Annotated in this window: 2 protein-coding genes; both read right to left on the bottom strand. The window is 74.1% G+C overall.

What is annotated here, in order from left to right:
* Nucleotides 1-119 precede the first annotated feature (119 nt).
* The gene (locus tag CP982_RS34935; protein ID WP_150514122.1) at nucleotides 120-15,092 is read right to left on the bottom strand and encodes a type I polyketide synthase; all 14,973 of its coding nucleotides are present in this window, start codon (nucleotides 15,090-15,092) and stop codon (nucleotides 120-122) included.
* Between the two features lie 39 nt (nucleotides 15,093-15,131).
* On the bottom strand, nucleotides 15,132-24,845 hold the full coding sequence (locus tag CP982_RS43010) for a type I polyketide synthase (protein WP_372503469.1): 9,714 nt from the start codon (nucleotides 24,843-24,845) through the stop codon (nucleotides 15,132-15,134).
* Nucleotides 24,846-24,855 lie beyond the last annotated feature (10 nt).

Raw genomic sequence — 24,855 nt, 5'->3', positions numbered from 1 at the left:
CCTAGATGCAAGTCGGAGAGTGCGGTGCGGCGCCCCCGCGCCACGGCGGGGGCGGGGGCGGGGGCGGCACGTCAGGGGATCGCGGGGACGCCGCGGCGGGGGAATGCGGGGGCGGCACATCAGGAGATCCCGAACTCCTTGCTGATGAAGTCGAACACCTCGTCGTCCGTCGCGGACTCCAGCTCCTCCGCGACCTGCGCGTCGTCCTCGTCGTCCGCGCCGCGGGCGCACCGGTCGAGCAGCACCCGCAGCCGCTCGGCGATGACGTCCAGTTCGTCGTCCGACGGGGCGCTCCCGGCGAGTCCCGCCTCCAGCGTGTCGAGCTGGGCCAGGAGTGCCGCCGACTCGCCGTCGCCCGGGGCCAGTTCGGCCTTGAGGTGGGCAGCGAGCGACGCGGGCGTGGGGTGGTCGAAGACGAGGGTGGTGGGCAGCGGCAGGCCGGTGGCCGCGCCGAGCGCGTTGCGCAGTTCGACGGCGGTGAGGGAGTCGAAGCCCAGCTCCCGGAAGGCGCGGCCGGGTTCGACGCGCTCCGGCCCCGGGTAGCCGAGGACGGCCGCCGCGTGCGTGCGGACGAGGTCTTCGAGGAGCCGGTCGCGCTCGGGCCCGGAGAGCGCCGCGAGCTGCCGAGCGAGGTCGGGTTCCGCGGCGCCGGCCGTCGCGCCGTCCGTACGGGCCGTGCGCTCCCGGAGGGCGCGGGCCTCGGGCAGGTCGGCGAAGAGCGGGTTGGGCGCCAGCGCCGGGCCGCCTGCCAGGTACTGCTCCCAGTCGACGTCGGCGATGACGGTGACGCCCAGGTCCTGGCCGAGGGCCTGACCGAGGGCGGTGACCGCGAGCCCCGGCTCCATCGGCGGCACGGCGCCGCCCTGTGCCCGGTCGGCGGCCATTCCGCCGCCGGCCCACGCGCCCCAGGCGACGGAGGTCGCCGTGAGGCCGCGCGCCCTGCGGTGTTCGGCGAGCGCGTCGAGCGCGGCGTTGGCGGCGGCGTAACTCCCCTGCCCGGCGCCGCCGGAGAGACCGGCGAAGGACGAGAAGAGCACGAACGCCGACAGGTCGAGGCCGGACGTCAGCTCGTCCAGGTTGCGGGCGGACTCCACCTTCGCCCGGAAGACGGTGGCGATCCGCTCCGCCGTGAGGCCGTCGAGCACACCGTCGTCCAGAACACCCGCCGTATGGAACACAGCAGCCAACGGAGCATCCTCGGGAACCGCACCCAGCACACCCGCCAACGCATCCCGATCCGCGACATCACAAGCGACGACGGCGACCTCAGCCCCCAACCCCTCCAACTCAGCCCGCAGTTCAGCGGCACCAGGAGCATCCGCACCCCGACGACTCGTCAGCACAAGACGCGAAGCACCCCGGGAAACCAGCCACCGCGCGACATGCCCCCCGATGGCACCCGTACCACCAGTCACCAGCACAGTGCCGCCCTCCGGCACCCACTCCCCCACACCCGTCACGTCCAACGGCGCCCGCTCCAAACGACGCGCAAACACCCCGAACGCACGTACGGCCACCTGATCCTCACCGGCCCACGCGCCGCCGACGACACCGGCGAGACCGGCGAGGGCCCGCGCGTCGGCGGTCTCGGGCAGGTCCACCAGGCCGCCCCACAACCGCGGGTACTCCACGGCCACCACGCGCCCCAGGCCCCACAGGGACGCCTGCGCGTGCCGGGGCGCCGGATCGGCGCCGCCCACGGTCAGCGCGGACCGGCTGGCGAGCCAGAGCGGGGCGCCCAGGTCCGCGGTGTGCAATGCCCGCACCAGGGTCAGGGTCGCGGCGAGACCGCGGCTGACCCCGCCGCGCACGGCGTGCGACTCCTCGTCCGCGGCCAGCAGGGAGAGCACGCCGGACAGTGCGCCGCCGCCGGCCGCCGCCTCCTTGCGCAGCCGCTCGGCAAGCTCCTCGCGGTCGGCCCCCTCGGTGTCCGGTACGACGACCGTACGCACCTCGGCGCCGAGTCCGCCGAGCGCGTTCACGACGGCGGCCGACCAGTCGGCGACGTCCGTGCCGCCGTCCGGCACGACGAGGAGCCACGTCCCGTCGAGCCGCGCGGCGGGCGCCTGGCCCAGCGGCTTCCAGGCGACGCGGTAGCGCAGGGCGTCCAGTGCCGACGCCGTACGCCGCTGCCGCCGCCACGACGACAGGACCGGCAGCACCTCGCCCAGCGCCCCGCCGTCGGCGCCACCGCCCAGCTCGGCGCTCAACGACGCCAGGTCCTCCCGCTCCACGGCCTCCCAGAACCGGGCCTCCACCTCATCGGCGGCGACCCCGCCCGTACGCGCGGCGGCCGGGCCCGGCGTGAGCCAGTAGCGCTCGCGCTGGAAGGCGTACGTCGGCAGGTCGACGCGGCGCCGGGACTCGACCGGGGCATACAGCGGTGTCCAGTCGACGTCGATGCCGCGTACGTGCAGCTGCGCGAGGGCGGCCAGGAAGGTGTCGGGCTCCGCGCGGTCCTTGCGCAGGGAACTGACCAGGCCCGCCTGTGCGGCGAGCTCGGTGAACGTGTCATGCGCCATCGCCGTCAGCACGGCGTCCGGACCCAGTTCGAGAAGGGTGGACACCCCCTGCGCGCCGAGCGTGCCGAGCCCTCCGTGGAAGCGTACGGCTTCGCGGATGTGCCGCACCCAGTACTCGGGATCCTTCAGCTCGGCCGCGTCCGCCAGTTCACCGGTGAGGTTGGAAACCACCGGAAGCGTCACGTCCTGATACGTCAACTGCCGTGCCACACGACGGAAGTCGTCCAGGGCGGGGTCCATCAGCGGCGAGTGGAAGGCGTGCGACACCTTCAGCCACTTCACCTTCCGGCCGTCCCCACGCAGGGCCTGCTCCAGACCCTTCAGCGCCGCACGCTCACCGGAGAGCACGATCTGCTCCGGCCCGTTCACAGCCGCCACACCCACACGGTCCGCGACGCCGTCCAGCAACGGCAGCACGTCGGCCTCCGCGATCTGCACGGCCAGCATCGCCCCACCCTCGGGCAACGCCTGCATCAACCGACCCCGAGCCACGACCAGTCGGGCCGCATCCTCCAACGACCACAACCCCGCCACATACGCAGCAGCCAGCTCACCGATCGAGTGACCGCCCACGACCTCCGGGCGTACGCCGAAGGACTCGACGAGACGGAACAGGGCGACTTCCATCGCGAACAGCGCGGGCTGCGCATAACCCGTCTGCTCAAGCAGCCCCGCGTCCGTACCGAACATCACGCTCTGGAGCGAACGTTCTATCCACGGATCAATATGAGCACACACCTCGTCCAGCGCATCCGCGAAGGCCGGGAACGTCTCGTACAACTCCCGGCCCATCCCGGCCCGCTGACTGCCCTGGCCGGTGAACAGGACGGCCAGGCGGCCCTCGACCACCGAACCCGCCAAGGCTCCGGGCGCGCCGGACGCCAGCGTTTCCAGGCCCGCCACCAGGTCGTCGCGACCTCGGCCCAGCACCACGGCCCGGTGCTCCAGCGGCGAGCGGCCGGACAGAAGCGACCAGCCCACGTCCACGGCGTCCAGTGCGCTGTCGCCCGTGACGTGGTCCCGCAGCCGCTCGGCCTGCGCCCGCAGCGCCTCCACGCTACGGCCGGACACCAGCCACGGCACCGCCGTGACCGGAGCCACCGGCTCCACGGTCTCGGCAAGTTCCTCGACTGGCGCCTGCTCCACGATCACGTGCGCGTTCGTGCCACTCACGCCGAAGGACGAGACACCCGCACGACGCGGGACACCCGCGCGCTCGTTCCACTCGCGGGCCTCCGTGAGGAGTTCGACCGCACCCGTCGACCAGTCGACGTGCGTGCTCGGCCGGTCCACGTGCAGGGACTTCGGCAGCACGCCCTCCCGCATCGCCATGACCATCTTGATGACGCCCGCGACACCCGAAGCGGCCTGGGTGTGCCCGATGTTGGACTTCACCGAGCCGAGCCACAGCGGCTGCCCTTCGGGACGCTCCTGGCCGTACGTGGCGAGCAGGGCCTGCGCCTCGATGGGGTCGCCCAGGGTGGTGCCGGTGCCGTGCGCCTCGACCGCGTCCACGTCACCGGCCGACAGACCGGCGCTGGCCAGCGCGGCACGGATGACGCGCTGCTGGGACGGGCCGTTGGGGGCGGTCAGGCCGTTGCTCGCGCCGTCCTGGTTGACGGCGGAGCCCCGTACGACCGCGAGGACCTCGTGACCGTTACGACGGGCGTCCGAGAGGCGCTCAAGCAGGAGCAGGCCCACGCCCTCGCCCCAGCCCGTGCCGTCCGCCGCCTCGGCGAACGGCTTGCAGCGGCCGTCGGCGGCCAGGCCCTGCTGCTTGCTGAACTCGTCGAAGGCGGTGGGCGTCGACATCACCGTGACGCCGCCCGCGAGGGCCATGTCGCACTCGCCCTGGCGCAGCGCCTGCGCCGCCAGGTGCAGGGCGACCAGGGACGACGAGCAGGCCGTGTCGACCGTGACCGCCGGGCCTTCGAGACCGAACGCGTACGACAGACGGCCGGAGACCACCGCTCCGGCGCTGCCGGTGAGCAGATAGCCCTCGACGCCCTCCGGCAGGTCCTGGACGCCCTCGCCGTAGCCCTGGTGGCCGGAGCCGATGAAGACGCCGGTCTGGTGGCCGCGTACGGAGGCGGGGGCGATGCCCGCGCTCTCGAACAGCTCCCACGAGGCTTCGAGGAGGAGGCGCTGCTGGGGGTCGATGGAGAGGGCCTCGCGCGGCGAGATGCCGAAGAACCCGGCGTCGAACTCGGCGGCGTCGTAGAGGAATCCGCCCTCGGCGCGGTACGCGGCCGCGCCGGTGTTCTCCCAGCCCCGGTCGGCGGGGAACACCGAGATCGCGTCCGTGCCTTCGGACACGAGCCGCCACAGGGCGTCGGGGCTGCTCGCGCCGCCGGGGTAGCGGCAGCTCATCGACACGATCGCGATCGGGTCGTCGGCGGGCGCGGGCGCGGCGGTTCGGGTCCCGGTGGGGCCGGGCTCGTCGCCGAGCGCCTCGCGGCGCAGCTGGGCGGCGAGCAGATGGGCGTTGGGGTAGTCGAAGACGAGGGTGGTGGGCAGCTTGAGGCCGGTCTCGGCGGTGAGCCGGTTGCGGACCTCGACCGCCGTGAGGGAGTCGAAGCCCAGCTCGCGGAAGGCGCGGGCGGGCTCGACGGCCTCCGCGCCCGCGTAGCCGAGCACGGCCGCGGCATGGGCCCGTACCAGATCGAGGGCCACCCGCTCCTGCTCGGGCTCCGGCAGGGCGGCGAGCCGCCCTGCCCACTCGGAACCCTCCACGGCGTTCATCGCGGTGGGCGCGGAGACCGTCTCCGGCCCCTGGAGGGCGCGCCGTGCCTGCGGCAGTTCGCCGATGAACGGGCTGGGCCGCGCCGCGGTGAAGGCGGGCGCGAACCGCTCCCAGTCCACGTCCGCGACGGCCACGAACGTCTCGTCGTACGCCACCGCCCGGGCGAGCGCGGCGACCGCGAGCCCCGGCTCCATGGCCGTCACGCCGACGCGCCGCAGCGCGTCCTCGGCCTCGGGACCGGCCATGCCGCTGCCGCCGCCCCACAGGCCCCAGGCGACGGAGGTCGCGGTCAGGCCGCGGGCGCGGCGCTGCTCGGCGAGCGCGTCGAGGTGGGCGTTGGCGGCCGCGTAGGCGCCCTGGCTGCCGCTGCCCCACACGCCCGCGTTGGACGAGAACAGGACGAACGCGTCGAGCGAGCCGGTGTCGAGGAGTTCGTCGAGGTGCGCGGCGCCCGTGACCTTCGCCTCCAGGACGGCGGCGATGTCCGCCGTGGTCATCGTGGACAGCGGCTGCTCCTGACCGGCACCGGCCGCGTGGAAGACGGAGCGCAGGGTGCGCCCGTCCGCCGCGAGTTCGTCGAGGAGCCCCGCGACCGCGTCCCAGTCGGCCACGTCACAGGCGGCGACGGTGACTTCGGCGCCCAGTTCCTCCAGCTCGGCCGTCAGCTCGGCCGCGCCCGGGGCCTCCGGGCCGCGGCGGCTCGTCAGGACGAGGTGGTCGACGCCCTCGCGGGCCAGCCAGCGCGCCACGTGCCCGCCGATGGCACCCGTGCCGCCGGTGACCAGGGCCGTACCGCGCGGCGTCCAGCGGGGCTCCGCGCCCCGGTCGTCGGGCAGCGGGGCGTGCGCGAAGCGGCGTACGAAGACACCCATGCCGCGCACCGCGAGCTGGTCCTCGCCACCGGGTCCCGCGAGGGCGGCGGCGAAGCGCGCGCCGGTACGGGTGTCGTACGACGGCGGCAGGTCGATCAGACCGCCCCAGCGGTCCGGGTGCTCCAGGGCCACGACCCGGCCGAGGCCCCACAGCTGCGCCTGGCCGGGGCTCACGGCCCGGTCGCCACGGCCGGTGGCGACGGCGCCTTGCGACACCGCCCACAGCCGTGCGCCGATCCCGGCGTCACCGAGGGCCTGCACCAGCGCGACGGTACCGGCGAGCCCGGCGAACACGGCTTCGTGCCCGTCGACGGCGCTCTCGTCGAGACCGAGGAGCGAGACGACACCGGTGAGTTCCGCCCCGGCGAGGTCGTGCAGCCGGTCAGCCAAGGACTCGCGCGTCAACTCCCCGGCACCGACGCGTAGTTGGACGGTCTCCGCACCGGCCCGCGTCAGGGCTTCGACGGAACCCGTGGCCCACGGGTGCTTCGCGGCACTCTCGGGCAGAACCACCAGCCACCGGCCCGTGAGGTCCGGGCCCGGGAGGCTGCCCGCGAGGGGCTTCCAGGTGACGGTGTAGCGCCAGCTGTCGATCGTGGACCGCTCGCGCCGCTGCCGCCGCCACGACGACAGGGCCGGCAGGACGGAGCCGAGGCCTGCGGCGGAGTCCTCCGCGATCTCCAGCTCCTCCGTCAGCTCCGCCAGGTCCTCGCGCTCCACGGCCTCCCAGAAGCGCGCCTCGACCTCGTCCACGGCGAACACGGGCTCCGCGCCCGGCACTTCGTCCTCCGTCAGCCAGTAATGCTGGCGCTGGAAGGCGTACGTGGGCAGGTCGACGACGGTTCCGGCGCCCGGGTAGAACGCCTTCCAGTCCAGCTCGGCACCGCGCGCGTGCGCTTCGGCGACCGAGGCGAGCAGCCGGTCGGCGCCGCCTTCGTCACGGCGCAGCGACCCCAGGGCCACGGCCGCGCCTTCGCGTCCTGCGGCCTCGATGGTGGCCTGGACGGGGACGGTGAGGACCGGGTGCGGGCTCATCTCCAGGAACAAGCCGTGGCCCTCGGCGAGGAGGCCGCGGGTGGCGTGCTCGAACAGGACCGTCTGGCGCAGGTTGCGGTACCAGTAGCCCGCGTCCATGGGAACGTCCAGCCAGGCGCCGGTCAGGGTCGAGTACAGCGGAATCTCGGCGGCCTGCGGGCTCACACCCGCGAGCGTCTCCATGATCTGGGCCTCGATCTGCTCCACGTACGACGAATGCGAGGCATAGTCCACCGGGATCGTCCGGGCCCGGACCTCCTGGCCGGTGCAGTGCGCGACCAGCTCCTCCAGCGCCCCCGGCTCACCCGACACCACCACCTGGGCCGGGCCGTTCACGGCCGCGACCTCGATGCGGCCCTCCCAGCCCGCGATCAGCTCCCGCACCTCTGCCTCGGGCAGCGGCACGGACACCATGCCGCCCTTGCCCGACAGCTCACGGATCGCCAGGCTGCGCAAGGCCACCACACGGGCCGCGTCCCGCAGCGACAGGGCCCCGGCCACACACGCGGCGGCGATCTCACCCTGGCTGTGACCCACCACAGCGGCGGGCTTCACACCAGCCGCCTGCCACACCGCAGCCAACGACACCATGACGGCGAACAGCACCGGCTGGACCACATCCACCCGGTCAAACCGGCCCCCGCCCAACTCCTCCAGCAGATCCCAATCCACAAACTCCGACAACGCGTCCGCGCACTCCCCCATCCGCCCGGCGAACACCGGGCTGGACTCCAGCAGTTCGACCGCCATCCCGGCCCACTGCGACCCCTGCCCCGGGAACACGAACACCGCACGACCCGCGCCAGTCACCGCACGGCCCATGACCACGCCACCGGCCGTCGTGGCGTCGCCCTCCGCCAGGCGGTCAAGGGCGGCGAGCAGCTCCTCGCGGTCGCGGCCGAGGACGACGCCCCGGTGCTCGAAGCGCGTACGGGCGCACGTCAGGGACCAGCCGACGTCCGTCAGGCCGACCCTGTCGTCGGCGGTGAGCAGTCGCTCCCGCAGCCGGTCCGCCTGCGCGCGCAGCGCGTTCTCGCTCTTCGCCGACAGGGCCAGCGGGATGAGGCCCGGGGCCACCGGCGGTGCGGCGGTCGGTGCGGGCCCGTCGCCGGCGTCGGCGGGAAGTGGTTCCTCCACCGGTGCCTGCTCCACGATCACGTGCGCGTTGGTGCCGCTCATGCCGAAGGAGGAGACACCCGCGCGCCGCGGCCGCCCTGTCTCCGGCGCGGTCCACTCGCGCGCCTCGGTCAACAGCTCGACGGCCCCTTCGGACCAGTCGACCTCGGTCGTCGGCGTCTCGGCGTGCAGCGTCTTCGGCAGGACGCCGTGCCGCATCGCCATGACCATCTTGATGACGCCCGCGACGCCCGCGGCCGCCTGTGCGTGCCCGATGTTGGACTTGACGGAGCCGAGCCACAGCGGCTCCCGGTCGTCGGGCCGGTCCTTGCCGTAGGTGGCGATGAGGGCCTGGGCCTCGATGGGGTCACCCAGCGAGGTTCCCGTGCCGTGCGCCTCGACGGCGTCCACGTCGGCGGCCGTCAGGCGGGCGCTGGTGAGCGCTGCGCGGATGACGCGCTGCTGGGAGGGGCCGTTGGGAGCGGTGAGGCCGTTGCTGGCGCCGTCCTGGTTGACGGCGGAGCCCCGTACGACCGCGAGGACCTTGTGGCCGTTGCGGCGGGCGTCCGACAGGCGCTCCAGGACCAGCATGCCGATGCCTTCGCCGACGCCGAAGCCGTCGGCGCCCTGGGCGAACGGCTTGCAGCGGCCGTCCGCGGCCAGGCCGCGCTGGCGGCTGAACGCGACGAGGGTGTCGGGTGTCGACATGACCGTGGCGCCGCCCGCGAGGGCCAGCGCGCACTCGCCCTGGCGCAGCGCCTGTGCCGCCAGGTGCAGGGCGACCAGGGACGACGAGCACGCGGTGTCGACGGTGACCGCCGGGCCTTCGAGGCCGAAGGAGTAGGCGAGGCGGCCGGAGATGACGCTGGTGGAGTTGCCGGTCATCAGGTGGCCTTCGAGGCCGTCGGGAACTTCCCGCAGGCTTTCGCCGTAGCCCTGCGAGGAGGCGCCGACGAAGACGCCGCCCGTACTGCCGCGCAGGGCGGCCGGGTCGATCCCGGCGCGCTCGAAGGCCTCCCAGGACGTTTCCAGGAGGAGCCGCTGCTGCGGATCCATGGCGAGCGCCTCCCGCGGCGAGATCCCGAAGAACGCCGCGTCGAACTCTCCGGCCTCGTGCAGGAAGCCGCCGCCCCGCGAGTACGTGGTGCCCTGGTGGTCGGGGTCCGGGTCGTACAGGTTGGCGGTGTCCCAGCCGCGGCCCTCGGGCAGTCCGGAGGTGGCGTCGGCGCCCGTGCCGACGAGCCGCCACAGGTCCTCGGGGTTCGCCACGCCGCCGGGGAAGCGGCAGCTCATGGCGACGATGGCGATCGGCTCGTCGGCGTCCCGCTGGGCGGCGGGCGCGGGCAGCGCCGCGCCCGGCGTCATGGGCGCCGAGGCCTCGCCGTCGGCGGCGGACAGTTCGGAGGCGAGGTGGCGGGCCAGGGCGAGCGGGTTGGCGTAGTCGAAGACGAGGGTCGCGGGCAGCCGCAGGCCGCTCGTCTCCTTCAGGCGGTTGCGCAGTTCGACGGCGGTCAGCGAGTCGAAGCCCAGGTCACGGAAGGCGCGCTCGGCGTCCACGTCGTCGCCGGACGCGTAGCCGAGGACGGCGGCGGCCTGGCCGCGCACGTGGTCGAGGAGCGCCCGCTCCCGCTCGTCCCCGGCCAGTCCGCGCAGGCGGCGCACCAGGGCGGGCGCCTCGCCGCCCGCGCCGTCCCGGTCCGCGACGGCGCGTCGGGCGGGCCCGTGGACGAGGCCGCCGAGCAGCGGCGGCAGGTGCGGGCCGTGCGCGGTGCGCAGCGCGGCGGTGTCGAGGCGCACCGGCACGAGGGCGGCGGCGCGCAGGCCGAGCGCGGCGTCGAGGAGCCCGAGGCCCTGCTCGGTGGCGAGCGGGGCGACGCCGGAGCGGGTCATCCGGTCCAGGTCGTCGGCGGTGATCTGCCCGGCCATGCCGCCGCGTTCGGCCCACAGGCCCCAGGCGAGCGAGGTCGCGGGCACGCCCTGGCCGCGCAGGGCGTGCGCGTAGGCGTCGAGGAAGGTGTTGCCCGCCGCGTAGTTGCCCTGCCCCGCGCCGCCGAGGATGCCCGCGACGGAGGAGAAGAGGACGAACGCGGCGAGGTCGGTGTCCACCGTGAGCGCGCGCAGGTTGACGGCGGCGTCGACCTTGGGTCGCAGTACGCGCTCCAGCTGCTCGGTGGTGAGCGAGGAGGTGATGCCGTCGTCGAAGACGCCCGCGGTGTGCACGACCGCCGTGAGCGGGTGCTCGTCGGGTACGCGGGTCAGCGCGGCCGCGAGGGCGTCCCGGTCCGCGGCGTCGCAGGCGACGATGTCGATGCCGACACCCAACTCGCCCATGTGCGCGGCGAGTTCGGCGGCACCGGGCGCGTCGGTGCCGCGGCGGCCGAGGAACAGCAGGTGCCGTACGCCGTGCACGGCGGCGAGGTGCCGGGCGACGAGGCCGCCGAGACCGCCGGGCGCGCCGGTCACCAGGGCGGTGCCGGACGGGTTCAGGACGACCGGGTCCTCGGTGGGTTCGCCGAGGTCGCGGGTGAGCCGGGGGACGAGCACGGCACCGGCGCGCACGGCGCACTCCGGCTCGCCGTGCGCGGCCGCGGCGGGCAGCGCCCGCAACGACTCGGGCGCGTCGTCGACGTCGGCGAGGACGAATCTGCCGGGCTCCTCCGACTGTGCGGAGCGCAACAGGCCGAGCACGGCGGTGTGCGCGAGGCCGGGCACCGGCTCGTCGGCGGTGACGGCGGCGGCGCCGCGCGTCAGGACGATCAGGCGCGCGTCGGCGAGGTGCGCGTCGGCGAGCCACGCCTGGACGAGGCCGAGCGTGTCGGCGGTGGTGGCGTGCACGGCCGCCGCGATGTCCGCAGCGGCGGCTACTTCGGCTGCCGCCGTCAGGTCCGGGGCGGCCACCACGACGCCGGGCGCGGGCACGGTGCCGTCGGCGACCGCCGCGGCCAGGTCGGCGAGGGCGGGGTACGGGGTGACGTCGACGCCGTCCTCGGCCAGGGCGCGCGCCACCGGGTCGGCGCCCGCGCCGAGCACGGCCCAGGTCCCGACCCGGTCCGTGCCGCCGGTCCGCGCCGCCACCCAGTTGACGCGGTACAGGTGCGGCACGCGGGTGCGCTGCGCGGCGAGGCTCCGGCGCGCGTCGACGGTGCGGGACACCAGCGCGCCGATCCGGGCGACGGGCGCTCCGGCCTCGTCGGCGAGGAGCACGGAGACGGTGTCGCCGCCGCTACCGGAGCGGGTTCCGCTACCGGAGCGGGTCAGGCGTACGCGCAGGGACTTCGCGCCGGTCGCGTACAGGGAGACGTCGCTCCAGGAGAACGGAAGGCGGGGCGCCTGGCCCTCGCCGCCGTCGCCGGACCCCTCCTCGTCGTGCTGCGCCAGGTGCGCCGCCTGCAGCGCCGCGTCGAGGAGCACGGGGTGCAGACCGAAGCGGCCCGCCTCCTCGCGCCGGTCCTCGGGGATGGTCACCTCGGCGAACACCTCGTCGCCGCGTCGCCAGGCGCCGCGCAGCCCCCGGAAGGCGGGACCGTACTGGACGTCCGCCGCGGCGAATTCCTCGTACAGGCCCTCGACGCCGACGGCTTCCGCGCCGCGCGGCGGCCACTGGGCCAGGTCGGAGTCGCCGGGGGCGGTGTCCGCCGTGCTCGCGGCCAGCACACCGGTGGCGTGCCGGGCCCACGGCTCGGCGTCCGCGCCGCCCGCGTCGGGCCCGGCCTCCGGCCGGGAGTGGAAGGCCAGCGACCGCCGCCCGGAGGCGTCGGCGGGGCCCACGGTCAACTGGACCTGTACGCCGCCCGTCTCGGGGACGACCAGGGGCGTCTCCATGGTGAGCTCTTCGACCAGGTCACAGCCGACCTGGTCACCGGCGCGCGTCGCCAGCTCCACAAACGCGGTCGCGGGCAGCAGCACGGCACCCGCCACGGCGTGGTCGGCCAGCCAGGGGTGCGTGCGCAGCGAGAGCCGCCCGGTGAGCAGATGCCCGTCCCCGTCGGCCAGCGGCACCGCCGCCCCCAACAGCGGGTGCCCGGCGTCGTCGAGCCCGGCCGCGGTGACGTCTCCGGCGCCGGAGTCGGCGTGCAGCCAGTAGTGCTGGCGCTGGAAGGGGTAGGTGGGCAGGTCGACGAGGGTGCGCTCGCCGGGGACGAGGGCCTTCCAGTCCAACTCCGCGCCGTACGTGTGCGCTTCGGCGAGGGAGGCGGTGAGGCGGTCGGCACCGCCCTCGTCGCGCCGCAGGGAGCCGAGGGTGGCGGCCTGGCTGTCGGTGGCGTCGATGGTGGCCTGGACGGGGACGGTGAGGACCGGGTGCGGGCTCATCTCCAGGAACAGGCCGTGGCCTTCGGCGAGGAGACCGCGGGTGGCGTGCTCGAAGAGGACGGTCTGACGCAGGTTGCGATACCAGTACCCGGCGTCCATGGGGATGTCCAGCCAGGTGCCAGTGAGGGTCGAGTACAGCGGGACCTCGGCGGCCTGCGGAGTCACCTCCGCCAGGGCTTCGCCGATCTGGGCCTCAAGCTGCTCCACGTACGACGAATGCGAGGCGTAGTCCACCGGGATCGTCCGGGCCCGGACATCCTGACCGGTGCAGTGCGCGACCAGCTCCTCCAGCGCCTCCGGCTCACCCGACACCACCACCTGGGCCGGGCCATTGACAGCCGCGACCGAGACACGCTCGCCCCACGCCGCGATCAGCTCCCGGACCTCCTGCTCGGGCAGCGGCACCGAGACCATGCCGCCCTTGCCGGACAGTTCACGGATGGCGAGGCTGCGCAGCACCACCACACGGGCCGCGTCCCGCAGCGACAACACACCCGCCACGCACGCGGCGGCGATCTCACCCTGACTGTGACCCACCACAGCAGCGGGCTTCACCCCGGCCGCCTGCCACACCGCAGCCAGCGACACCATCACCGCGAAGAGAACGGGCTGGACCACATCCACCCGGTCGAACCGGCCCCCGCCCAACTCCTCCAGCAGATCCCAATCCACAAACTCACCGAGCGCGTCCCCGCACTCCCGCATCCGCTCCGCGAACACCGGACTGGACTCCAGCAGCTCCACAGCCATCCCGGCCCACTGCGAACCCTGACCCGGGAACACGAACACCGCACGCCCCGCACCAGTCACCGCACGCCCCGTGATGGCGGCACCCGCAGCGAGGCTCTCAAGCCCGGCGAGCAGCTCCTCACGGTTCCGCCCGAGGACGACACCCCGGTGCTCGAACCGCGAGCGGGCCACGGCGAGCGTCCAGGCCAGGTCATCGGCGCCCAACTCGTCGTCCGCCCGGAGTCGTTCGCCGAGCCGGGCCGCCTGGGCCCGCAGCGCGTCGGGGGTCTTCGCCGACAGGGCCAGCGGCACCACGCCCGATATGACGGGGGCCGTCGCGGGCTCCTCGTCGGTGGCCGGTTCCTCGGTCGTCGGCGCCTGCTCGACGATCACGTGGGCGTTCGTCCCGCTCATGCCGAAGGAGGACACACCGGCGCGACGGGGCAGGCCGGCCTCGCGCTCGGTCCACTCCCGGGCCTCGGTCAGCAGCTCGACGCTCCCGGCCGACCAGTCCACTTCGGAGGTGGGGGCGTCCACGTGCAGCGTCTTGGGCAGGACTCCGTGGCGTATCGCCATGACCGTCTTGATGACGCCCGCGACACCGGCGGCGGCCTGCGTGTGACCGATGTTGGACTTCAGCGAGCCGAGCCACAGCGGACGCTCGGCCGAGTGCTCCTTGCCGTACGTGGCGAGCAGCGCCTGCGCCTCGATGGGGTCGCCGAGGGTGGTGCCCGTGCCGTGCGCCTCCACCACGTCCACGTCCGCTGCCGCGAGCCCGGCGTTGGCGAGGGCGGCGCGGATGACGCGCCGCTGCGAGGGGCCGTTGGGGGCGGTCAGCCCGTTGCTCGCGCCGTCCTGGTTGACGGCGGAGCCCCGTACAACAGCAAGGACCTTGTGGCCGTTGCGGCGCGCGTCGGACAGGCGCTCGACGAGGAGCATGCCGACGCCCTCACCCCAGCCCGTGCCGTCCGCGCCCTCGGCGAAGGCCTTGCAGCGGCCGTCCACCGCGAGGCCCCGCTGGCGGCTGAACTCCACGAACGTCTCGGGGGACGACATGACGGTCACGCCGCCCGCGAGCGCCATGGTGCACTCGCCCTGGCGCAGCGCCTGCGCCGCCAGGTGCAGCGCCACGAGCGACGACGAGCACGCCGTGTCGACCGTCACCGCCGGGCCCTGGAGGCCGAGGACGTAGGAGAGGCGACCGGACATGACGCTGGTGGTGTTGCCGGTCAGGAGGTGGCCCTCGACGCCTTCGGGGGCGTGCCGGACGCCCTCGCCGTAGCCCTGGTAGCCGGAGCCGACGAACACTCCGGCGCGGGTGCCACGCAGGGCCGCCGGGTCGATCCCGGCGCGCTCGAACGCCTCCCACGCCGTCTCCAGGAGGAGCCGCTGCTGCGGATCCATGGCGAGCGCCTCGCGCGGCGAGATCCCGAAGAACGCCGCGTCGAACTCCCCCGCCTCACGCAGGAAGCCGCCCTGGCGCGCGTAGAAGGTGCCGCGCTTCTCCGGGTCGGGGTCGTAGAGCGCGTCGACGTCCCAGCCCCGGTCGGCGGGCAGGTCGCCGATGGCGTCGGCGCCGTCGGCGACGAGGCGCCACAGGTCCTCGGGGCTCGCCACGCCGCCGGGGAAGCGGCAGCTCATGCCGACGATCGCGATCGGCTCCCGGGAAGCCGCCGCCAGCTGCTGGTTCTGCCGTCGCAGCCGCTCGGTCTCCTTCAGAGACGCGCGCAGCGCATCGACGACCGTGTCCGTAGGCCTCGTCATGTCCGGCTCCACATTTCGTGCTGCGTCAGAATCACTGCGTCAGGAATCACTGTTGTCCAAGGCCATCTGGATCAGGTTGGCCACGTCCATGGCGTCGATCGAGGCATCCGCTTCGTCGTCGTCGGGCGTCGCGGTGGCCGGGGCCGCCGTCCCGTCCGGCGCGGCGAGGCGCAGGAGGGCGTCGAGCAGGCCAGCCTCGCGGATGCGGGCGACCGGGACGGCCGCCAGGGCCCTGCGGACATCGGCGTCCGCAGGGTGATCCGCCCCGCCGGGTACGGCGTCCGGCAGGAGTTCGGCGAGGAGTTCGCGGGCGAGCTCCCCGGGGGTCGGGTGGTCGAAGACGAGCGTGCTGGGCAGGCTCAGACCGGTCGCGGCGTTCAGGCGGGTGCGCAGCTCGACAGCGGTCAGCGAGTCGAAGCCGAACTCCTTGAACGCCCGGTCCTCGCGGACGGCGGCCGTGCCGGTGTGCCCGAGGACGGCGGCGACCTCGGTGCGCACCAGTTCCAGGACGGTCCGTTCGCGGTCGGCGGCCGAGGTGGCGGCGAGCCGGTCGCGCAGCGCGGTCGCGGCGTCGCCCTCGGCGGCGGCCCCGCCACCGGCGGCGGCCGACGCGGTGGTGAGCGCGCGGCGCGCCTCCGGCAGACCGTCGAGCAGCGGGCTCGCGCGTCGCACGGTGAACGCCGGGGCGAACCGCTCCCAGTCGACGTCCGCGACGGTCACCAGCGGCTCGCGCCCGTCGAGCGCGCGCCGCAGGGCCGCGACAGCGATCTCGGGCCGCATGACCGGCAGGCCCCGCTTGCGCAGGTGCGCGGCGGCCTCGTCGTCCCCCGCCATGCCGGAACCGGCCCACGGCCCCCAGGCGATCGACGTCACGGCGCGCCCGCGTGCCGCGCGCCGTTCGGCGAGGCCGTCAAGGTAGGCGTTGGCGGCGGCGTAGGCGGCCTGGCCGCCGCTGCCCCACACGCCGGCGATGGACGAGAACAGCACGAAGGCGTCCAGCGGCGTGTCGCCGAGCAGGTCGTCCAGGTGCGCCGCGCCCGCGGTCTTGGCCGTCACGATGTCGGCGAAGTCCCGGGGCCCGGTCTCGGCGATCATCAGGTCCTGTCCCACGCCCGCCGCATGGACGACGGCGCTCAGCGGCGCGTCCGCGGGGATCCCTTCGAGGAGCCGGGCGACGGCGTCCCGGTCGGCCACGTCACAGGCGGCGACGGTGACCTTGGCCCCCAACTCCTCGAGTTCGGCGCGCAGTTCGTCCGCTCCGGGCGCGTCCGGACCGCGTCGGCTCGTCAGGACGAGGTGGGCGGCGCCGTGGCCCGCGAGCCACCGCGCCACGTGCGCGCCGAGGGCTCCGGTGCCACCGGTGACGAGCACGGTGCCGCGCGGCTGCCAGCCCTCGCCGGAGGCGGGGCCGCCGGGTGCGCGCGTGAGGCGGCGTACGTGGACGCCGGAGGGGCGGAGGGCGAGCTGGTCCTCGGTGAAGTCGTCGGCGTCGGCGCGGGAGAGGAGCGAGGCGAGGCGGGCCCCGGCGGCAGCCGGACCACCGGAGGGCTCGGCGCCCTCGGCGACCTCAACGGCCTCAGGCAGGTCGATGAGCCCGCCCCACACCTCAGGGTGCTCCAGGCCCACGACCCGCCCGAAGCCCCACACCTGCGACTGCGCCGCCGTCCGCACCGGCTCTGCGGCTCCGACGGACACCGCGCCCGACGTCACGACCCACAGCCGCCCGCCGATCTCGGAGTCGACGACGGCTTGCGTGAGCGCGAGGGTCGCGGCCATGCCCCACGTCAGGGCGGGGTCGCAGGCGCCGGTCTCCGGGTGACAGTACGGCCGCTCGTCGAGAGCGAGCAGTGACAGCACGCCCTTCACCGCGGCGCCTGCGGAAGCATGCTCTCCCAGTGTCCGCAGGCTCCGCGTCAACGCCGTGCGGTCGGCCGTCCCGTCGTCGACGACGACGCGCCTGACCTCCGCACCGGCGTCCGCGAGCGCCTTCTCGGCAGCCGCGCACCAGGGGTGTCCGGCCGCGTCGGCCGGGACGAGGAGCACCCAGGTGCCCTGGAGGGCCGTACCTGCCGCGGGCATCGCGGCTCCGGCCAGCGGCGTCCACGTGACGCCGTACCGCAGGGCGTCCACCTCGTGCCGCTCCTGCTGACGCCGGTGCCAGGAGGCAAGGGCCGGGAGGACCGACTTCAGCGGGGCCTCCCGGTCCAGGCGCAGCGCTCCGGCGAGCCCGTCCAGGTCGTCCCGTCGTACGACGTCCCAGAACTCGGCGTCCATCGCCCCGGCCTCCGCGTCCGGCACACCGGACTCCGTCGGCCGCGGCCAGTACGTCCGACGCTGGAAGGCGTACGTCGGCAGGTCGACGCGGCGCCGGGACTCGACGGGGGCGTACAGGAGCGTCCAGTCGACCTCGACCCCGCGTACGTGCAGGTGCGCGAGGGCGGCCAGGAACGTGTCCGGCTCCGAACGGCCCTTGCGCGCGGCGGCGATCAGACCCGTCCGCGCGGCGGGGTCCGTGAGCGTGTCGTGCGCCATCGCGGTGAGGACGGCGTCGGGGCCCAGCTCCAGGAGCGTCGAGACGCCCTGCCCGGTGAGCGACTTCAGGCCGTCGTGGAAGCGGACCGCTTCCCGGACGTGCCGCACCCAGTACTCCGGGTCCCGCAGCTCGGCGGGATCGGCCGGCTCGCCGGTGACGTTCGAAACGACCGGCAGGCTCAACTCCCCGTACGCCAGCCCCTCGGCGACCTTGCGGAAGTCCGCGAGAACGGGGCCCATCAGCGGCGAGTGGAAGGCGTGCGACACCTTCAGCCACTTCACCTTCCGGCCCTGACCGCGCAGCACCTCCTCCAGGCCTTCGAGGGCGGCCCGCTCCCCGGAGAGCACGACCTGCGCCGGGCCGTTCACAGCCGCCACGCCTACGCGGTCCGACACGTCCGCCAGCAGCGGCAGGACGTCGGCCTCCGCGATCTGCACGGCCAGCATCGCCCCGCCCTCGGGCAGCGCCTGCATCAACCGACCCCGCGCCGCCACCAGTTGCGCCGCATCCTCCAGCGACCACAGCCCGGCCACATACGCAGCCGCCAGCTCACCGATCGAGTGACCGCCCACCACCTCGGGGCGTACGCCGAAGGACTCAGCAAGGCGGAACAGGGCGACTTCCATCGCGAACAGCGCGGGCTGCGCATAACCCGTCTGCTCAAGCAGCCCCGCATCCGTACCGAACATCACGCTCTGGAGCGAACGTTCTATCCACGGATCAATATGGACACACACCTCGTCCAACGCATCCGCGAACACCGGGAACGTCTCGTACAACTCCCGGCCCATCCCAGCCCTCTGACTGCCCTGACCGGTGAACAGGACGGCGAGACGGCCGCCCGTCACCGCGCCGGAGGCCGTGCCCGGGCCGCCGGACGCGAGGGACTCCAGACCGGTCAGGAAGTCCTCGCGGTTCTGCCCGAGGACCACTGCCCGGTGCTCGTGGGCGGTGCGTCCCGAGAGCAGTGACCAGCCCACGTCGACGGGGTCGAGCCCGTCGTGACCGGTCACGTGCTCGCGCAGGCGCTCGGCCTGTGCCCGCAGGGCCTCCGGGGTCCGCGCGGACACGAGCCACGGCACGGCCGAGACCGGCGTGAGCGGCTCGGCGGTCTCCGCGCCCTCCGCGGGCCCGGCCGTCGGCGCCTGTTCCACGATCACGTGCGCGTTGGTGCCGCTGATGCCGAACGACGACACGCCTGCGCGGCGCGGCGCCTCGTCCCGCTCGGGCCAGACGCGCGCCGCTGTGAGCAGTTCGACGGAACCCGCCGACCAGTCGACGTGCGTGCTCGGCCGGTCGATGTGCAGGGTCGGCGGCAGAACTCCTTCGCGCAGGGCCATGACCATCTTGATGACGCCCGCGACACCGGCGGCCGCCTGGGTGTGGCCGATGTTGGACTTGATGGAGCCCAGCCACAGCGGCCGCTCCGCCGGGCGTTCCTCGCCGTACGTGGCGAGCAGTGCCTGGGCCTCGATGGGGTCGCCGAGCGCGGTGCCGGTGCCGTGGGCCTCCACGGCGTCCACGTCGGCGGCGGTGAGACCGGCGTTCGCCAGGGCCGTGCGGATCACGCGCTGCTGTGCGGGGCCGTTGGGGGCGGTGAGGCCGTTGCTGGCGCCGTCCTGGTTGACGGCGGACCCGCTGACCACGGCGAGGACTTCGTGGCCGTTGCGGCGGGCGTCCGAGAGCCGCTCCAGGAGGAGCAGGCCGACGCCCTCGCCCCAGCCCGTGCCGTCCGCCGCCTCCGCGAAGGCCTTGCAGCGGCCGTCGGCAGCCAGGCCGCGCTGACGGCTGAACTCGATGAAGGCGCTCGGCGTGGACATCACCGTGACGCCGCCCGCCAGGGCCAGGTCGCACTCGCCCTGCCGCAGCGCCTGCGCCGCCAGGTGCAGCGCGACGAGGGCCGAGGAGCAGGCCGTGTCCACGGTCATGGCGGGGCCTTCGAAGCCGAAGGCGTACGACAGGCGGCCGGAGACGACGCTCGCCGCGTTGCCGGTGCCGATGTAGCCCTCGGCGCCGTCGGGCGCGTCCTTCAGGAGGTCGAGGTAGTCCTGGCCGTTCGTGCCCGCGAAGACGCCGGTGCGGCTGCCGCGCAGGGCCGCCGAGTCGATGCCGGCGCGCTCGAACAGCTCCCAGGAGGTCTCCAGGAGCAGCCGCTGCTGCGGGTCCATGGCGAGGGCCTCGCGCGGCGAGATGCCGAAGAAGTCCGCGTCGAACTCGCCCGCGTCCGGCAGGAAGCCGCCCTGGCGGGCGTAGGTGGAGCCGGGCGTGTCCGGGTCCGGGTCGTACAGCGACCGGGTGTCCCAGCCCCGGCCCGCGGGGAACTCGCCCAGTGCGTCGACGCCGTCCGCGACGAGCCGCCACAGGTCTTCCGGTCCGCGTACGCCGCCGGGGAAGCGGCAGCTCATCGACACGATGGCGATGGGATCGCCGTCCGCGCGGACGGACGGCACGGGCTCCGCGGCGGCGGGCCCTGTGAGGTCGGCGCCGATGAGGAGGCCCGACAGGTAGTCGGCGACGGCGTGCGGCGAGGGGTGGTCGAAGACGAGGGTCGCCGGGAGCGTCAGACCGGTCGCGGCACCGAGGCTGTTGCGGAACTCCACCGAGGTGAGCGAGTCGAACCCGAGCCCCTTGAACGCGCCGTCCGAGGGCACCGCGTCGGCCCCGCCGTGCCCGAGCACCGTGGCGGCGTGGGTCCGTACGAGGTCGAGCAGTGCCCGCTCGGCGTCACCGCGCGACAAGGCCGCCAACTTGCCCTTCAGAGCGGGCTGTTCGGACGCTGAAGGTCCGGTGTGGCGCGCCGCGCGGAGGGCGGCCACCTCCGGCAGGTCGTCGAAGAGGGTGCTGTGCCGGGCTGCCGTGAACCCGTCGAGGAACCGGTCCCAGGCCACGTCGGCGACCACGAGCGCCGCCTGCCCTCCGGACGCGGGGGCGGTCGCCAGGCGCAGCGCCTCGGTGGCCCGCGCCGGGTCCATGACCGGCAGGCCCGCGCGGCGCATGCGCTCCTCGGAACCGTCGTCGGCTGCCATGCCGCTGCCGGCCCATGGGCCCCAGGCGAGGGACACCGCGGGCAGTCCCGCCGCGCGGCGCCGCTCGGCGAGCGCGTCGAGGAAGGCGTTGGCGGCGGCGTAGTTGCCCTGGCCGGGCGCGCCCACCGTGCCGGTGAGCGAGGAGAACAGCACGAAGGCCGTGAGGTGCTCGCTGTCGCGCGTCAACTCGTGCAGGTTCAGGGCCGCCTGGGCCTTCGGCCGGAAGACGGTGGCGATCCGCTCCGCCGTGAGGCCGTCGAGCACACCGTCGTCCAGAACACCCGCCGTATGGAACACAGCAGTCAACGGAGCATCCTCGGGAACCGCACCCAGCACACCCGCCAACGCATCCCGATCCGCGACATCACAAGCGACGACGGCGACCTCAGCCCCCAACCCCTCCAACTCAGCCCGCAATTCGGCGGCACCAGGAGCATCCGCACCCCGACGACTCGTCAGCACAAGACGCTCAGCGCCCCGGGAAACCAGCCACCGCGCGACATGCCCCCCGACGGCACCCGTACCACCGGTCACCAGCACAGTGCCGCCCTCCGGCACCCACTCCCCCACACCCGTCACGTCCAACGGCGCCCGCTCCAAACGACGCGCAAACACCCCGAACGCACGTACGGCCACCTGATCCTCGCCCGCCGAGGCCGCGAGGACCTGGGCGAGACGTGTCACCGCACGCGCGCCCACCGTCTCGGGGAGGTCGACGAGGCCGCCCCAGCGCTCCGGGAGTTCGAGAGCCGCGACCCGGCCGAGCCCCCATACCGCCGCGGCGTCGGCGTCGGCCGCGAGGTCCGACGCGCCCACGGCGACGGCGCCCCGCGTCGCCACCCACAGCGGTGCGTCCACGGATTCGTCGCCCAGCGCCTGGACGAGCGCGAGGGTCAGGAGGACTCCGGCCGGTACCTCCCCGGCCGTCGGTGTGTCCGCCGCCGCGGGCGCGCAGGCCAGCAGGGAAAGGACCCCGGCGACCGTTTCACCGCGGCCCTCGCCGTCGCCGGGGGCAGGGTCGGTGAGGGCGTGCCTGAGCAGTTCCCTCAGCGTGGCACGGTCGGCGTCCCGAGCGCCCACGCGCAGGACGCGGGCGCGGGCACCGCCCTGTTCCAGGGCTCGTACGATCCCGTCGACCCACGCCTCATCGGGCGCTCCGGCACCGGCCACGACGAGCCACGTGCCGGTGAGGCGGCCCGGCGCCGCCTTGCCGAGCGGCTTCCAGGTGGTCCGGTACCGCCAGCGGTCCAGCTCGGAGCGCTCCTGCCGCTGGCGCCGCCACGCCGTGAGCGCGGGCAGCACGGACCGGAACGGCGCTTCCTCGTCGACCTCCAGCGCTCCCGTCAGCGCCTTGAGGTCCTCGGCCTCCACGGCCTCCCAGAAGCTCGCGTCCACGGGGTCGGCCCCGTCGCCCGCGGTGGCTGTGGGGCCCTGCGTCAGAGGGTTGAGCCAGAGCGTCTGGTGCTGGAAGGCGTAGGTGGGCAGGTCGACGCGGCGCCGGGACTCGACCGGGGCGTACAGCGGTGTCCAGTCGACGTCGATGCCGCGTACGTGCAGCTGCGCGAGGGCGGCCAGGAACGTGTCGGGCTCCGCGCGGTCCTTGCGCAGGGAACTGACCAGGCCCGTCTGCGCGGCGGGCTCGGTGAACGTGTCGTGGGCCATGGCCGTCAGGACGGCGTCCGGACCCAGTTCGAGAAGGGTGGCGGCACCGAAGCCGGTGAGGGCGTTCAGGCCGTCGTGGAAACGGACTGCCTCGCGGATGTGCCGCACCCAGTACTCGGGGTCCTTCAGCTCGGCGGGCCGCGCCAGTTCACCGGTGAGGTTGGAGACGACCGGAAGGCTCAACTCCCCGTACGTCAGTCCTTCGGCGACCTTGCGGAAGTCCGCGAGGACGGGGTCCATCAGCGGCGAGTGGAAGGCGTGCGACACCTTCAGCCACTTCACCTTCCGGCCCTCGCCCCGCAGGGTCTGCTCCAGAGTTTCGAGGGTGGAGCGCTCACCGGAGAGCACGATCTGCTCCGGCCCGTTCACAGCCGCCACACCCACACGGTCCGCGACGCCGTCCAGCAGCGGCAGCACGTCGGCCTCCGCGATCTGCACGGCCAGCATCGCGCCGCCCTCGGGCAGCGCCTGCATCAACCGACCCCGCGCCACGACCAGTTGCGCCGCATCCTCCAACGACCACAGCCCGGCCACATACGCAGCAGCCAGCTCACCAATCGAGTGACCGCCCACGACCTCCGGGCGCACGCCGAAGGACTCGACGAGACGGAACAGGGCGACTTCCATCGCGAACAGCGCGGGCTGCGCGTAACCCGTCTGCTCAAGCAGCTCCGCGTCCGTACCGAGCATCACGCTCTGGAGCGAACGTTCTATCCACGGATCAATATGAGCACACACCTCATCCAGCGCATCCGCGAACACCGGGAACGTCTCATACAGCTCCCGGCCCATCCCGACCCGCTGACTGCCCTGGCCCGTGAACAGGACGGCAAGACGTCCCTCGACCACCGAACCCGAGGCAAGCGCTTCAAGCCCGGTCAGGAACTCCTCCCGCTCCCGCCCGAAGACCACCGCCCGATGCTCATGCACGGCCCGCCCCGACAGAAGCGACCAACCCACATCCACCAGATCCAGCCCGGCGTCAGCCGCAACATGCTCCCGCAGCCGCTCAGCCTGAGCCCGCAACGCCTCCGCACTCCGGCCCGACACCAGCCACGGCACCGCCGTGACCGGCACCACCGACTCCACACTCTCAACAGGCTCCTCCACCGGAACCTGCTCCACGATCACATGCGCGTTCGTACCGCTCACACCAAAGGACGAGACGCCCGCACGACGCGGCCGACCGGCGTCGGGCCAGGCCCGCTCGTCGGTCAGCAGCTCGACGGCTCCGGCTTCCCAGTCCACGAGGGAGTTCGGCCGGTCGATGTGCAGTGTGCGCGGGAGGGTTCCCTCGCGCATCGCCATGACCATCTTGATGACGCCCGCGACACCGGCGGCGGCCTGCGTGTGACCGAGGTTCGACTTCACCGAGCCGAGCCACAGCGGCTGGCCGTCGGAACGGCCCTGGCCGTACGTGGCGAGCAGCGCCTGCGCCTCGATCGGGTCGCCCAGGGTCGTACCGGTGCCGTGCGCCTCCACGGCGTCCACGTCGGCGGCGGTGAGACCGGCGTTCGCCAGGGCCGCACGGATCACGCGCTGCTGTGCGGGACCGTTGGGCGCGGTGAGGCCGCTGCTGGCGCCGTCCTGGTTGACGGCGGAGCCGCGTACTACGGCGAGGATCTTGTGGCCGTTGCGCTGGGCGTCCGAGAGGCGCTCCAGGAGGAGCAGGCCGACACCCTCGCCCCAGCCCGTGCCGTCCGCCGCCTCGGCGAACGCCTTGCAGCGGCCGTCGGCGGCGAGCCCGCGCTGGCGGCTGAACTCCACGAATGTGTCCGGCGTCGACATGACGGTCACGCCGCCCGCGAGCGCGAGCGAGCATTCGCCCTGGCGCAGCGCCTGTGCCGCCAGGTGGAGGGCCACGAGCGACGACGAGCACGCCGTGTCGATGGTGACGGCGGGGCCCTCCAGGCCGAAGGTGTACGAGACGCGGCCGGAGGCGATGCTGCCCGCGCTGCCGTTGCCGAGGTAGCCCTCGAACTCTTCGAGGCCCTGGGGGTTGCTGAGGATGCGGTTGCCGTAGTCGCCGTACATGACGCCGACGAAGACGCCGGTGCGGGAGCCGCGCACCGACAGCGGGTCGACGCCCGCCCGCTCGAACGCCTCCCACGTCGCTTCGAGGAGGAGCCGCTGCTGCGGGTCGATGGCGAGCGCCTCACGCGGTGAGATGCCGAAGAACGCCGGGTCGAACTCGGCGGCCTCGTGCAGGAATCCGCCTTCGCGCGCGTAGCTCTTGCCGGGGCGGCTCGGGTCGGGGTCGTGCAGGTCCGCGTCCCAGCCCCGGTCGTCGGGGAAGGGGGAGATCGCGTCCCCGCCCTCGGCGACGAGCCGCCACAGGTCTTCCGGGCCGGCTACGCCGCCGGGGTAGCGGCAGCTCATCGCCACGATCGCGACGGGCTCCCGGCTCACGGACTCGGCGTCCTGTAGACGCTGCCGGGTCTGATGCAGATCCGCGGTAACTCGCTTGAGGTACTCGCGGAGTTTCTGCTCGTTCGCCATTCGGTGCGACTCCTTCAACGCAGAGGGCCGCACCCATCACATC

This window comes from Streptomyces spectabilis, assembly GCF_008704795.1.
Taxonomy (GTDB): domain Bacteria; phylum Actinomycetota; class Actinomycetes; order Streptomycetales; family Streptomycetaceae; genus Streptomyces; species Streptomyces spectabilis.
The sequence above is the reverse complement of the archived record's forward strand: the minus strand, read 5'-3'. Positions and strand labels throughout refer to the sequence as shown.

Bases quoted from the DNA above. Each gene is read 5' to 3' on its own strand.
- CP982_RS34935 (WP_150514122.1), bottom strand. From the start codon at position 15,092: ATGACGAGGCCTACGGACACGGTCGTCGATGCGCTGCGCGCGTCTCTG.